Annotated in this window: 14 protein-coding genes; 9 read left to right on the top strand and 5 right to left on the bottom strand. The window is 74.5% G+C overall.

Annotated features, from left to right (window positions below):
• A partial coding sequence (locus ACFP3U_RS36200; RefSeq protein ID WP_380230027.1) for a DUF5719 family protein occupies positions 1-1303 on the top strand: 1303 nt, incomplete at its 5' end.
• 69 nt (positions 1304-1372) lie between these two features.
• Here the strand turns inward: ACFP3U_RS36200 and ACFP3U_RS36195 are convergent.
• Positions 1373-1696, bottom strand: coding sequence for a metallopeptidase family protein (locus ACFP3U_RS36195; RefSeq protein WP_380230026.1), 324 nt, complete (start codon positions 1694-1696; stop codon positions 1373-1375).
• 293 nt (positions 1697-1989) lie between these two features.
• On the opposite strand from ACFP3U_RS36195, the gene ACFP3U_RS36190 reads away from it, so the two are divergent.
• The 6 genes from ACFP3U_RS36190 to ahcY all read left to right on the top strand — a co-directional run bounded on the left by ACFP3U_RS36190 (position 1990) and on the right by ahcY (position 8574).
• Positions 1990-2355: a DUF3499 domain-containing protein gene (locus ACFP3U_RS36190; RefSeq protein WP_363560396.1), complete on the top strand. Its 366-nt coding sequence runs from the start codon at positions 1990-1992 to the stop codon at positions 2353-2355.
• A gap of 174 nt (positions 2356-2529) precedes the next feature.
• Positions 2530-3912 (top strand): phosphomannomutase/phosphoglucomutase, encoded by a 1383-nt coding sequence (locus ACFP3U_RS36185; protein WP_380230025.1) that lies wholly within the window; start codon positions 2530-2532, stop codon positions 3910-3912.
• A 121-nt stretch (positions 3913-4033) separates the two neighbouring features.
• Positions 4034-4216: a Trm112 family protein gene (locus ACFP3U_RS36180; RefSeq protein WP_380230024.1), complete on the top strand. Its 183-nt coding sequence runs from the start codon at positions 4034-4036 to the stop codon at positions 4214-4216.
• 121 nt (positions 4217-4337) lie between these two features.
• Entirely contained in the window at positions 4338-5657 is a 1320-nt protein-coding gene (locus ACFP3U_RS36175) for an SIS domain-containing protein (protein WP_380230023.1), read from the top strand.
• Positions 5658-5765: 108 nt separating this feature from the next.
• Positions 5766-6743, top strand: a complete 978-nt coding sequence (locus ACFP3U_RS36170; protein ID WP_380230022.1) for a cation diffusion facilitator family transporter — start codon at positions 5766-5768, stop codon at positions 6741-6743.
• A 382-nt stretch (positions 6744-7125) separates the two neighbouring features.
• The gene (ahcY, locus tag ACFP3U_RS36165; RefSeq protein ID WP_380230021.1) at positions 7126-8574 is read left to right on the top strand and encodes an adenosylhomocysteinase; all 1449 of its coding nucleotides are present in this window, start codon (positions 7126-7128) and stop codon (positions 8572-8574) included.
• 114 nt (positions 8575-8688) lie between these two features.
• Here ahcY and ACFP3U_RS36160 read toward each other — a convergent pair whose 3' ends face one another.
• A complete protein-coding gene (locus tag ACFP3U_RS36160) occupies positions 8689-9816 on the bottom strand; it encodes a hypothetical protein (RefSeq protein ID WP_380230020.1) in 1128 nt (375 codons plus the stop codon).
• Positions 9813-10427, bottom strand: coding sequence for a SigE family RNA polymerase sigma factor (locus tag ACFP3U_RS36155; protein ID WP_380230019.1), 615 nt, complete (start codon positions 10425-10427; stop codon positions 9813-9815). Before ACFP3U_RS36155 ends, ACFP3U_RS36160 begins: the two co-directional genes overlap by 4 nt.
• A gap of 130 nt (positions 10428-10557) precedes the next feature.
• Here ACFP3U_RS36155 and ACFP3U_RS36150 point away from each other — a divergent pair, with 130 nt between their 5' ends.
• Positions 10558-11208, top strand: coding sequence for a hypothetical protein (locus ACFP3U_RS36150; RefSeq protein WP_380230018.1), 651 nt, complete (start codon positions 10558-10560; stop codon positions 11206-11208).
• 16 nt (positions 11209-11224) lie between these two features.
• Here the strand turns inward: ACFP3U_RS36150 and ACFP3U_RS36145 are convergent, their stop codons facing one another.
• Positions 11225-12157 carry an RDD family protein gene (locus ACFP3U_RS36145; protein WP_380230017.1) on the bottom strand — a complete coding sequence of 311 codons (933 nt, stop codon included), beginning with the start codon at positions 12155-12157 and terminating at the stop codon, positions 11225-11227.
• A 218-nt stretch (positions 12158-12375) separates the two neighbouring features.
• Here ACFP3U_RS36145 and ACFP3U_RS36140 point away from each other — a divergent pair, with 218 nt between their 5' ends.
• Positions 12376-13380 (top strand): stage II sporulation protein M, encoded by a 1005-nt coding sequence (locus ACFP3U_RS36140; protein ID WP_380230016.1) that lies wholly within the window; start codon positions 12376-12378, stop codon positions 13378-13380.
• A 165-nt stretch (positions 13381-13545) separates the two neighbouring features.
• Here the strand turns inward: ACFP3U_RS36140 and ACFP3U_RS36135 are convergent.
• The coding region (locus tag ACFP3U_RS36135) for a hypothetical protein (protein WP_380230015.1) at positions 13546-13738 on the bottom strand (193 nt) is incomplete at its 5' end.

The raw sequence follows: 13738 nt of genomic DNA, 5'->3' as shown, positions 1-13738 counted from the left end.
CGCCCCGAGCGGCGCGCCGTCGGCCCCGGCCGCCACCGGCGCGCCCACCGCGGCGCCCGCCGCCGCGGCCGCCGTCGACAAGAACACCGCCCCCGCCGACGCCCGGCTCACCCTGGCCAAGCCCGGCACCCCGGTGACCGCCCCCGCCGCCAACAGCGACCTCGCGCCCGGCACCGCGGCCGTCGCCACCGGCGCGCTCGCCCCCGGCTTCACGGTCACCCAGACCACCACCGTCACCGAGCAGCGCGGTCTCGGCCTGTCCGGGATCACCTGCACGCCGTCCGGCACCGGCTTCTGGTTCGTCGGCGCCTCCACCGCCGAGGGCCGCACCGACTACGTCAGCCTGGTCAACGCCGAGTCCACGGCCGCCGTGGTCGACATCAAGCTCTACGGCGACAAGGGCCTGATCGAGAACGACGCCGCCAACGGCATCACCGTCGCCCCCGGCAGCTCCCAGTCGGTGCTGCTGCCCACCATCAGCAAGGGCCAGGTCGCCGACCTCGCCGTGAACGTGGTCGCCCGCAGCGGCCGGGTCGGCGCCGCCCTGCACGCCGCCGACGGCAACAAGGGTGCCGACTGGCTGCCCGCCTCCGCCGACCCCGCGCCCACCCAGGTGCTGCCCGGCCTGCCCGCCGACACCTCCTCGGCCCGCCTGGTGGTCTGGGCCCCGCCGGAGGACGACGCCGACCTCAAGATCGAGCTCTCCGGCAAGAACGGCTGGTTCGTCCCGGCCGGCAACGAGTCCATCCATGTCAAGGCCGGCACGGTGGCCGTCGCCGACCTCGGCAAGGTGACCCGCGACGAGGTCGCCGGCCTGCGGGTGTCGCCCAGCGACGACAAGCACCCCACCCCCGTGGTGGCCGGCCTGCGGATCGACCGCGCCGCGGCGAACGGCAAGTCCGACGCCGCCTGGCTCGCCGGCACCGCGCCGGTCGGCGCCCGCGCCACCGTCGCCGACAACCGGGGCGGCGGCGCGTCCACGCTCTTCCTCACCTCCACCGGCGAGGCCGCCACCGTCCGGGTCACCGCCTCGGCCGGCACCGGCGGCGGCACCCCCGCCACCAAGGAGGTGCAGCTCCCGGCGGGCGGCACCGTCGCGCTCCCCGCGCCCGAGCCCACCGGGCTGAGCGGCAGCTACGCGCTCACCGTGGAGACCGTCTCCGGCGGGCCGGTCGCGGCCGCCCGGATGCTCGCGATCCCCTACAAGGACGTGCCGATGTTCACCATCCAGGCGCTGCGCGACGACCGGTCCACCGTCAAGGTCCCGCAGGCCTCCCAGGACCCGGGCGTGGTCCTGCGCTGAGCGGCGCACCGACCCGACGGCGGCGGGGGCGGCGGCATAACGGGTTGCGGCCCCCCCCGCCGTAAGGTCCTACTCCTCGTCGTAGCGCGGGTCGATCGCGTCGGGGGAGAGCCCCAGCAGCTCCGCCACCTGCTCGATCAGGATCTCGTGCACCAGCGCCGCGCGGTCCTCGCGCGACTTCGCCCGGATCTCCACCGGCCGCCGGTACACCACGATCTGACTCTTGCGCCCCTGGCGGCCCGGCGACACCCGGCCCAGCGGCACCCCGCCGTCCGGATCGGCGCCGTCCGGCTCGTGCAGCGGCACCTCCTGGACGGCGAACTCCACCTCGATCAGCTGCGGCCAGCGCCGTTCGAGGCGCTCCACCGATTCGCGCACGTAGTCGTCGAACAACTCGGAGCGGCTGAGCGAGATCGGAACCTGCGGCGGCGCCAGCGGGCCGCGAAGACCCCTGCCGTGCCGGTCGCGGTGCCGGGGGCGGCGTGAGGGACCCGTCGATGACTGCGGTGCGGAGCTGTCCATATCACTGCCGAGAGTAGTCCTTGGACGCCAGGAAGTGGACCACCCCCGCAGCTGTTCGCCCGGGGCGAGCGGAGCGCCCGGGCGGCGCGCGGACGACGACACGGCACACCCTCCGGACAGGCGGTCTTCGCTCCCCGGCGAGGAGTGCGGTACCGTCCACCCTCGTGAGCTCTGTACGTCGTTGTTCGCGGACCGCGTGCGGCCGTCCGGCCGTCGCGACGCTGACGTACGTCTACGCGGACTCCACCGCCGTCCTCGGCCCGCTCGCGACCTACGCCGAGCCGCACTGCTACGACCTGTGCGCCCAGCACGCCGAGCGCCTCACCGCCCCGCGCGGCTGGGAGGTCGTCAGGCTCGCCGCCGAGGCCGGCCCGCTGCGCCGCAGCAGTGACGACCTGGAGGCCCTCGCCAACGCCGTCCGCGAGGCCGCCCGCCCGCAGACCCCGCGTCAGGGCCGGGGCCCCGAGGGCGAGTCCACCGAGGCCGGCCGCCGCGGCCACCTCCGGGTGCTCCGCTCGCCCGACAACTGACCCGTCGGCCGTCCCCGCCCCGGCACGAGCCGTTCCGCGCGCCCGGGTACGCTCCCCCCTACCGGGTACCGGCCGCCGCCGTGCCCGGACGTATCGTGACCACGGGCGATCAGCCCGCCGGCCAGGCCGCCGGCGCGTTGCGCCGATCAGACACAGAACCAGGGTGGAGCCGCAGTGCGCGACCTCAAGCAGCTCGTGAAGGCGTACGACGTCCGGGGCGTCGTCCCCGACCAGTGGGACGAGAACCTCTCCCGCGCCTTCGGCGCCGCCTTCGTGCAGGTCACCGGCGCGTCCGCGATCGTGGTCGGCCACGACATGCGCCCCTCCTCCCCGTCGCTCAGCCGGGCCTTCGCCGAGGGCGCGGCCGGCTACGGCGCCGACGTCGTCCAGATCGGCCTCTGCTCCACCGACCAGCTGTACTACGCCAGCGGCGCGCTCGACCTGCCCGGCGCGATGTTCACCGCCAGCCACAACCCGGCCCAGTACAACGGCATCAAGCTCTGCCGGGCCGGCGCCGCCCCGGTCGGCCAGGACACCGGCCTCGCCGAGATCCGCGAGCTGGTCGAGTCCTGGACCGCCGAGGACGACACCGTCACCGTCCCGGCCCGGGACGTCCCGACCGGCACCCTCTCCGAGCAGGACACCCTGCGCGGCTACGCCGACCACCTGCTCGGCCTGGTCGACCTCGGCGGGATCCGCCCGCTCAAGGTCGCCGTCGACGCCGGCAACGGCATGGGCGGCCACACCGTGCCGACCGTCTTCGACGGCCTGCCGATCGAGCTCGTCCCGATGTACTTCGAGCTCGACGGCACCTTCCCCAACCACGAGGCCAACCCGCTCGACCCGAAGAACCTGGTCGACCTCCAGGCCAAGGTCCGCGAGGTCGGCGCCGACCTCGGCCTCGCCTTCGACGGCGACGCCGACCGCTGCTTCGTCGTCGACGAGCGCGGCGAGCCGGTCTCCCCCTCCGCGATCACCGCGCTGGTCGCCGTCCGCGAGATCGCCCGCGCCAAGGCCGCCGGCGAGGCCGAGCCGACCGTCATCCACAACCTGATCACCTCCTGGACCGTCCCCGAGGTGGTCCGCGAGCTGGGGGCCACGCCGGTCCGCACCCGGGTCGGCCACTCCTTCATCAAGCAGGAGATGGCCGTCACCGACGCCGTCTTCGGCGGCGAGCACTCCGCGCACTACTACTTCCGCGACTTCTGGCGCGCCGACACCGGCATGCTCGCCGCGCTGCACGTGCTGGCCGCCCTCGGCGGGCAGCCGGACACCCTCTCCGCGCTCACCGCCGAGTACGACCGCTACGCCGCCTCCGGCGAGATCAACAGCACCGTCGCCGACCAGGCCGCCCGGACCGCCGCCGTCCGCGCCGCCTACGCCGTCGAGGGCACCGAGGTCGACGAGCTGGACGGCCTCACCGTGGCCGGCCCGGACTGGTGGTTCAACCTGCGCGCCTCCAACACCGAGCCGCTGCTGCGGCTGAACGTCGAGGCCAAGGACCCGTCGAGGATGGCCGAGCTGCGCGACGGCGTCCTCGCGATCGTCCGCGCCTGACGTAGGCCCCCTGTGCCCCGGCCGGTAGGGTTTCCTCGCGGCCGGGGCACCACCGTGCCGACCGCGGACACCCCGTGTGCCGACCGCCGACACCCCGTACCGAGACCGGAGACCGAACGCCATGAAGCTCGAATCCTTCCTGCTGGAGATCCTGGTCTGCCCGCAGTGCCGGGCCGCGCTCACCGAGGGCGGCGGCGAGGAGCAGCCCGAGCTGGTCTGCACCGGTGAGAGCTGCGGTCTGGTGTACCCGGTGCGCGACGGTATTCCGGTGCTGCTGGTGGACGAGGCCCGCCGCCCGGCCTGATCCTGGGACGGGGTGCCCCCGGTCCCGAGCCGGGGCCGGCCGTCCCGTCCGCCACCCCGCAGTCCCGCCGTCCCGCCGTTCGCCGTCCTCAGCGCCCAGCCAGCAGCCGGAGGCCCGCCGCATGCTCGACGACACCCTGCTCGACGACCCGGCCGCCCTCCAGCGCGCCGACCACGACCGCGCCCTGCTCGCCCTCGCCGGCTCCGGCGCCCGGGTCCGCACCGCCCTGCGGCTCGCCGAGGCCGCCGGCCTGGACCGGCTGCGCCCCGACGGCCGCCCGCGCGCCGTCCTGGTCGCCGGGCACGGCAGCGCGCTGACCGCCGGCGAGATGCTCGCGGCGCTGGCCGGCACCGCGAGCCTGATCGCCCCGCTGCCGCCCACCGGCGCCGCGCCCGTCCCGCGCGCCGACCGGGGCGGCGCCCCGGCCGTCTTCACCGCCGGCCTGGCCTGGCAGCTGCCCGGCTGGGCGGGCCCGCTGGACCTGCTGGTGATCAGCTCCGCCGGCGGCGGCGAACGGGGCCTGGTCGCGCTCGCCGAGCAGGCGTACGCGCGCGGCTGCGCGATCGTCGTCACCGCGCCCGAGGGCAGCCCGCTCGCCGAGGCCGCGCTGCAGGTCCGCGCGCTGCCGCTGCCGTTCGTGCCGTCCGGCCTGGCCGAACCGCCCGCCGACGGCGGCCCCGCGGCCGGGTACGGCACCGAGCCGGACCTGCCCGCCGAGGACCCGGCCGCGCTCTGGGCCCACCTCACCCCGCTGCTCGCGCTCACCCAGAAGCTCGGCGTGACGCAGCTGGCCTACGACGCGCTCGCGGCCACCGCCGACCTGCTGGACGCCACCGCCGTCCGCTGCCGGCCGGACGCCGCCGCGTACACCAACCCGGCCAAGAGCCTGGCCGCCCGGCTGGCCGGGACCGTCCCGCTGCTCTGGGCGGAGGGCCCGGTGGCCGGCGCGGCGGCCGGCCGGTTCGCCGCCCAGCTCGCCGACCGGGCCGGGCGCCCGGCCCTGGCGGGCCTGCTGCCGCAGGTGCTGACCGCGCACCGCGGCATGTTCACCGGGCAGCTCGGCGGGGGCGCCGACCCGGACGACTTCTTCCGCGACCGGGTCGAGGAGCCCGACCCGCTGCACCTCCAGGTCCTGCTGCTGCGGCAGATCGCCGAGGAGGCGCCCGCCGGGCCGGGGTCGCCGGAGGCCTCGGGGGCTCAGGGAGCTTCGGGTGCCTCGGGGGTCCCGGGGGAGGACGACGGTCCGGCCGAGGTCCCGGCCGACGACGCGGGCCCGCGCAGCTTCGGCGCCAGCCGGGCGCACCGGCTCGCCGCCGCCCACGACGTCCGGCTCACCGAGTACGCCAGCCACCGCTCCGAACCGCTGCACGCGCTGGCCGACCTCGTCGCGCTCACCGACTTCGCCGCCGTCTACCTCGGGCTCGCCGCCGCGCAGTCCTGAGCCGGTGGCCCGGGCGGCCCGGTACCGTATGCGCTCGACGACGACCGGGCCACCGGACGACCGGGCACGGGCCGTGCGGACGGCCCCCGACGGAGGGACCTTCCGAGCATGAGCACCGAAGGCGGTACCAAGGCGCTGGTCGCGGCGCTGACCGCGAACCTGGGCATCGCGGCGAGCAAATTCGTGGCGTTCGCCTTCTCCGGCTCCTCCTCGATGCTCGCCGAGGGCGTCCACTCGCTGGCCGACTCCGGCAACCAGGTGCTGCTGCTGGTCGGCGGCAAGCGGGCCCAGCGGGAGGCCACCCCCGAGCACCCGTTCGGGTACGGGCGCGAGCGGTACATCTACGCCTTCCTGGTGTCGATCGTGCTGTTCAGCGTCGGCGGCATGTTCGCCGTCTACGAGGGCTACGAGAAGATCGCCCACCCGCACGAGCTGGAGAACTGGTACTGGCCGGTGGGCGTGCTGGTCCTCGCCATCGGGCTGGAGGGCTGGTCCTTCCTCACCGCGTTCCGCGAGGCCGTCAAGGACAAGGGCGAGCACGGCTGGCCGGCGTACATCCGCCGGGCCAAGGCCCCCGAGCTGCCGGTCGTGCTGCTGGAGGACACCGGCGCGCTGGTCGGTCTGGTGCTGGCGCTGTTCGGCGTCGGGCTGACCGCGATCACCGGTGACGGGGTCTGGGACGGCGTCGGCACGCTCTGCATCGGCGTGCTGCTGATCGTCATCGCGTTCGTCCTGGCGATCGAGACCCGGTCGCTGCTGCTCGGCGAGTCGGCCCACCCCGAGGTGGTGGCCCGGATCCGGGACGCGCTGGTCGACCACGACTCCGTCGACCGGGTCATCCACATGCGGACCATGCACCTCGGCCCGGAGGAGCTGCTGGTCGCGGCCAAGATCGCCGTCCCGTCCGACTCGACGGCCCCCGAGGTCGCCGCCGCCATCGACGCGGCCGAGGTCCGGATCCGGCGCGCGGTGCCGATCGCCCGGGTGATCTACCTGGAGCCGGACATCTACAGCGCCGAGAAGGAGGCGGCGGGCGACGACCCGTACGCCACGCCCGGCGGGCCGGTCCCCGGCGGGGTGCACTGAGGCGGCGCACTCCGGGTCTCGCGCACCCGTGCGGGAGGCTCGCGGAGGTCCGGGGCGGCGGGCCCCGAAGCCCCGCCCTGGAGGCCGAAAAACGGCCGTACCGGGCCGCTCCCCGGGGCCGTCGGTGTAGATTCGTCCCCGGTGCCAGAACGTCGCTGCTGATGGCGGTCGATCGGCGGTCCGCTCCCCCCGGGGGGCGCTCCGGTCGAGGGAGAGAGGTCCTCCGACGGTACGTGCCGAGCAACAGGACAGCCGTACCGCGCCGAACCCGCCGCGGGCCGGACTCCCTGGCGTCGCCGCACACCCGTTGCGGCCCGCCGCGTTGTGACGCACCCCAGGACCTTGGCCCGCCCCGCCCCACCCCTCAGCGAGGAGCAGACGCATGTCGACCGACATCACCGGTGACTTCAAGGTCGCCGACCTTTCCCTGGCCCCGTTCGGCCGCAAGGAGATCCAGCTCGCCGAGCACGAGATGCCCGGCCTGATGGCGATCCGCGCCGAGTACGCCGCGTCGCAGCCGCTGGCCGGCGCCCGGATCACCGGCTCGCTGCACATGACCGTGCAGACCGCCGTCCTCATCGAGACCCTCACCGCCCTCGGCGCCGAGGTCCGCTGGTGCTCCTGCAACATCTTCTCCACCCAGGACCACGCCGCCGCGGCCATCGCCGTCGGCCCGGAGGGCACCCCGGAGAACCCGCAGGGCGTGCCGGTCTTCGCCTGGAAGGGCGAGACCCTGGACGAGTACTGGTGGTGCACCGAGCAGGCGCTGACCTGGCCGGACGGCCAGACCCCGAACATGATCCTGGACGACGGCGGTGACGCCACCCTGCTGATCCACAAGGGCGTCGAGTTCGAGAAGGCCGGCGCCGCGCCGGACCCGTCCACCGCCGACAACGACGAGTTCCGCATCATCCTTGAGCTGCTCAACCGCACGCTCACGGAGACCCCCAGCAAGTGGACCGAGGTCGCCGCCACCATCAAGGGCGTCACCGAGGAGACCACCACCGGTGTCCACCGCCTGTACGAGATGCACCGCGACGGCAAGCTGCTGTTCCCGGCGATCAACGTCAACGACTCGGTCACCAAGTCGAAGTTCGACAACAAGTACGGCTGCCGCCACTCGCTGATCGACGGCATCAACCGCGCCACCGACGTCCTGATCGGCGGCAAGGTCGCGGTCGTCTGCGGCTACGGCGACGTCGGCAAGGGCTGCGCCGAGTCGCTGCGCGGCCAGGGCGCCCGGGTCATCGTCACCGAGATCGACCCGATCTGCGCGCTGCAGGCCGCGATGGACGGCTACCAGGTCACCACCCTGGACGAGGTCGTCGAGATCGCCGACATCTTCATCACCACGACCGGCAACAAGGACATCATCATGGCCTCCCACATGGCCCGGATGAAGCACCAGGCCATCGTGGGCAACATCGGCCACTTCGACAACGAGATCGACATGGCCGGCCTCGCGAAGCTCCCGGGCGTCGTGAAGACCGAGGTCAAGCCGCAGGTCCACGAGTGGCGCAAGGAGGACGGCCGCACCATCATCGTCCTCTCCGAGGGCCGCCTGCTGAACCTGGGCAACGCGACCGGCCACCCGTCGTTCGTGATGTCCAACTCCTTCGCCAACCAGACGATCGCCCAGATCGAGCTGTTCACGAAGACCGAGCAGTACCCGATCGGCGTCTACGTGCTGCCGAAGCACCTGGACGAGAAGGTCGCCCGCCTGCACCTCGACGCGCTGGGCGTCAAGCTGACCACCCTCTCCCAGGACCAGGCCGACTACATCGGCGTCCCGGTCGAGGGCCCGTACAAGGCGGAGCAGTACCGCTACTGACGCGGTGACGGACACACGCCGGTGGCCGGCGTCCCCTCACGGGGGCGCCGGCCACCGGCGTGTCAGGCCCGGTCGGCTCGGGCCGGTCAGCTCAGGCCCGTCAGCTCGGGCCGGTCAGTGGACGACGTCGGTGGTCCACCCGGCCTGGTCGGTGCCGAGCGGGGTGACGCGCTCCAGCCAGCCGGCGAGGCCGCCGGTCGCGCCGAACGGGTCCTCGCTCCCCGTGGCGCGCGCACACGTCTTCACCCCCCGGGCGACGGCGCACCGCTCGGCGTTCGACAGCGTTCCGGCCGGCACCGGCCGGGGCTCGGGCAGCGGGGTGGCGGGCTCGCCGTCGGGGCGGAGCTCGACACCGAGGTAGTCCTCCCCGGACCGGTAGGTGACGCCCGCGGACCAGGGGAAGCCGAGCGCGGCCGGGGCACCCAGCTGGAGGTTCACCCCGACCGGGGTGAAGCCGGCGGGGACGTCCCGGACCTCGAAGGGCAGCCGCACCGCCTGCCGACCGGTCGTCACCTTCTCGGCGATCCTCGGCAGCGTGTCGACGACACCGTCCGCGGCGCTCAGGTAGCTGCCGTGCAGTTCGACCCAGCTCCCGTCGGCCGCCTGCCAGCGGAGCCAGTAGTCGCCCGCGGTGCCCGTCGGGTCGTCCGGCCCGCGGCCCAGCCAGTACGCCGGCCGGCCGTTCACCGGCCGGGTGTCCACCCGGTACTGCGGCCGGCCGAGGTTGTCGGGCCCGACCGGCGGCGCCTCCCCGGCCGGGTGGACGGAGAGGAAGATCGTCTGATGGTTCATCGGCAGCGCCTCCGGGCCGGTCTGCGGGGGGCCGTAGGCCTTGCCGCCGAACTCGGTGGGCGCTCCCGTGAACCCGATCGTGTAGCCGACGCCGTCGAAGCCCTCGGGCAGCCAGCCGAAGACGGCCGGGACGGTGAGCGGGTCGTGGCCGGTGTCCGGGCCGAGGGCCGGCAGCACCGGGCTCGACGCGGTCGGGCCCGCGGCGGCCGACGACGGGGCGGCGGTGGTCCGGTCGGGCAGGGCGGTGCCGAGGACCGAGGCCCCGAGCACCACCGCCGTCGCCGCGCCGAGCCCGCCGAGCCGGCGTCGGCGCAGCCGGGAGCGGCCCTGGCGGATCACCCACGCGGTGTCCGTCCGGCTGACCGGGGCCGGCGCGTCGGCCAGCGCGACGAGGCCGGCGGCCAGATCGGCGGCGAGGCGGTCCCCGGTCGGATCGGTGTGGTCGTTCATGACGCTGCCCCTTCCACCGGCACGGCGGGCCGGAGGTCTCGGAGGTCCTGAGGATGCGGAAGGTCGAGGAGGTGCCGGGCGCCCGCGGAGCCGGCGGCGTCCGGGGTGCCGGGGGGATTCCGGTGACCGAGGGAGCGGCGCAGTGCGTCGAGCCCCCGGGAGGTCTGGCTCTTCACGTTGCCCGTGGAGCACCCCAGCGCCGCCGCGGTCTGCTCCACCGTCAGATCGCAGTAGTGGCGCAGCACCACGGTGGCCCGCTGCCGGGGTGGCAGGGCGGCCAGCGCGCGCCGGAGGTCGACCGCGAGGTCCAGGTCGGCGGGGGCGGCGGCCGGCTCCGGCACCGCCCCGGTACGGCGCCGGGCCGTCCAGCGCCCCCAGGGGGAGCGCTGCTCGGCGAGGAAGGTGTTCACCAGGACGGTCCGGGCGTAGCCGTCCAGGTTCTCCAGCCGGGACAGCCGCGCCCAGCGCACGTACAGCTTGGTGACCGCCTCCTGGACGAGGTCGTCCGCGCGGTGCCAGTCACCGCAGAGCAGGTAGGCCACCTTGCGGAGCCACGGCGCCCGAGCCGCGACGAACGCCGTGAACTCGGCGTCGCGGGTCTGCTTCGCCATCGATGAGTGCTCCCTTCCGCGGCGCCGCGGTCGCGGCGCCCACCTCCCTAATGCGGGGTGCCGGGCGGAGGTTGCACGCCCGTTCGAGCCGGTTCGACGGCCCGGTCCGGGCCGGACGTAGGCTTCGGGCATGCCCAACGGCCGGTACTCGCTCCACGACACCCATGACCACGTGCTGCTCGGCGAGGAGCGCTTCAGCTGCGCACCCGGCCCGGTCGGCTGGCGGTACGTCTCCAAGACCTACGCGCCGGACGGCCGCGTCCTCGGCACGGTGGACCTCACCCTGGACTCGCGCGCCCGCCCGCTCCGGATGGAACTGCGGGCCGGGGGCTGGCAGGTCCGGGGCGGCGCGGTCGACGGGGTCGCCTGGGTGCGGGCCGACGCGTCCGACCCGGCCGGCGAGCAGGCGGTGGAGGGGCACGACCGGGCGCACGGGTTCGCCGGGCGGTCGCCGGCGTTCCTGGTCGCCGCCGCGCGGCTGCTCCGGCTGCGGGAGGGGGCGAGCGCGCGGGTCCGGCTGGTCGCGTTCACCGAGCCGGTGCTGGCGCCGCGCACCTTCGACCAGGGGTGGCTGCTGGAGGGCGTCGACACCCACGACACGGACTCCGGGCCGCTGCTCGTCGAGCGGTACCAGGTGGCGGACCTGGAGACCGGCGAGCAGCAGGTGGTGCACCTGGCCGGGGACGTGGTGCTGGCCGCCGGCGGGATCGAGCTGGAGGAGCTGGAGTCGCCGCCGAACGCGTGGCCGGCCGAGTTCGGGTACGGCGAGGGGCTCGGCTGAGGCGTGCGGGGTTCGCTCAGGCGGGCGGGGCGAAGCCGGTGCCGGCGGCCGGGGGGCTCGGCGGAACGGGCGGCGCGGCGAGGGGTGCGACGGGCGGTGTGACGGGAGAGGCCGGCGGCGTCGGTGCCCAGGGCTGCTGTTGCTGCCGCTGTACCTGGGCCTGCTGCTGCGCCTGCTGGAACGCGTACCCCTGGGCCCGGGTCCACTCGCGCCGCTGCCGCTCGCTCAGCACCGCGCCCAGGTACGCCGCCGGGTGCACCCCGTACGGCACCGGGTGTCCGGTCCGGGCCACCAGGTCGTCCGCGAGCCGCGCGGACATCTGATGGGCGACCGCCTGGTCCAGCTCGCCGATCCGCCCGAGGAACTGGCGGACGGCCAGCCAGAGCGGCTCCGGCACGGCGGAGAGGTCCAGCGCGACCAGCTCACCGCCGATCGCCTGCAGCAGCTGCGGGTTCACCGGCGGCAGTGCGGCGGCCGCGCCGCCGGCACCGGGCACCCGCTCGCGGACCACCAGCGTCCCCGCGAAGACGTCGCCCAGCCGCTTCCCCTCGGAGGACACCGCCGAGCAGACCACCGCCGGTACGCCGAGCAGCACGATGATCTCCAGGAAGCCGACCAGCCCGCGCACCAGCGAGTGCCGGAACCGCACCGGCCCGCCGTCGCTGCGCACCACCCGGAGCCCCAGCGCGGTCTTCCCGAGCGAGCGCCCGCGGCTCAGGGTCTCGATCATGATCGGCAGCGCCACCAGGAAGAACACGGTCAGCCCGATCGTCACGGCGGCGACCGCGGCACCGTCCAGGTCCGGCGCGAGCAGGCTCAGCGCCAGGGTCGTCGCCACCAGGCCGGCGACCTGCACGGCGAGGTCCAGCGCGACGGCCAGCCCCCGGCTCGGAAGCTTCGCCGCGCGCAGGCCGAGGACGACCGCCTCGCCCGTCACCAGGTCGCTCAAGACACCTGTCCGTTCCCGTCGGTGGTACGCGGCTCGTGGCGGGGATCCGGCGGATCGGCCCCACGATCCCGTGATCTGCTGCCGTCAACATACGGGGCCCCGGAGCCGCCCGGGAAGAGAGGTCCCGGCCGCTGCCGCACCCTCCCGCCCTGGCATGCTGGGCCCACCTGTCCGCACCCGCCCGACCGCGCGCCCCGCGCCGACCATGGAGCCGCCGCATGGACCTGGACGTCTTCGTCGCCACCCACCAGGGGGAGTGGGCCCGGCTGGACGCCCTCGCCAAGAAGCGGCGTCCGACCGGCGAGGAGGCGGACGAACTCGTCGCCCTCTACCAGCGCGTCACCGGCCATCTGGCCAAGGTCCAGGCCGCGGCGCCCGACCCCACCCTCGAAGGCCGGCTCACCAGCCTGGTCTCGCGGGCCCGGGACGCGGTCACCGGCAGCCGGACCAGCGGCTGGCGGGACGTCGCCCGCTACTACACGGTCAGCTTCCCCGCCGCGCTCTACCGGTCGCGCCGCTGGTGGATCCCGGTCGCGGTGCTCTCCCTGGTGGCCACCGCGGTGATCGCCTGGTGGGTGGCCGCCCACCCCGAGGTCCGCAACAGCGTGGCCGCGCCGGACGCGCTGCGCGAGATGACCAGGCCGGGCGGCGCGTACGAGGCCTACTACTCCGACCGCCCGGCGAGCTCCTTCGCGGCCCAGGTCTGGACGAACAACGCCTGGATCGCCGTGCAGTGCCTGCTCTACGGGGTGGTGCTCGGCCTCCCGGTGCTGTGGGTGCTGTGGAGCAACGTCCTCAACCTCGGGCTCGGCGTCGGACTGATGGCGTCCGCCGGCCGGCTCGACATCTTCCTCGGCCTGCTCATCCCGCACGGCCTGCTGGAGCTGACCGCCGTCTTCGTCGCCGGCGGCCTGGGCCTGCGCCTCGGCTGGACGATCGTCGACCCCGGCCCGCGCAGCCGCGCCACCGCGCTCGCCGAACAGGGCCGCTCGATCATCGGAATGGGAATCGGTCTGGCGACGGTGCTGGCGGTGTCCGGGGTGTTGGAGGCCTTCGTGACGCCGTCCGGCCTGCCGACCTGGGCCCGGATCACCATCGGCGCGCTCGCCGAGGTCGCTTTCCTCTTTTACGCCCTGGTGCTGGGCCGGAAGGCCGCCGCGACCGGCGAGACCGGCGACCTGGAGGCGGCCGACCGCGCCGACCTCCAGCCGGTCGCGGCCTGAGCCTGTGATCACCAGGGCCTCTGACCTGGTACTCTTCTCGCATCCCAGCAAAACCATTGACGTGGTCGTGCTGGGCTAGTAGGTTTGAACGGTTGGGACCGACTGGACAACAGTCAGGCTCAGGCGTTAGTGTCTACGACACCGCCGAGTCGAGGTGAGTGTGCTTCACGAATGCACGCCCTCTCCGACAAGGTAAATCCCGGAACTGAGCACACCGAAAGCTTTGATAAGCTTCGGAGCGAAGTCGAAGGAAATCCCCCCAGCGGGAATTCGGAGAAACGAAAGCCGGTCAAACCGGCCGCGCGGATCTGATAAGCTGGAAACACGAAAGAACGAAGCGCCCGGAGGGCCGGTGTGA

This window comes from Kitasatospora misakiensis, assembly GCF_042656005.1.
GTDB classification, from domain to species: Bacteria; Actinomycetota; Actinomycetes; order Streptomycetales; family Streptomycetaceae; genus Kitasatospora; species Kitasatospora misakiensis.
The sequence above is the reverse complement of the archived record's forward strand: the minus strand, read 5'-3'. Positions and strand labels throughout refer to the sequence as shown.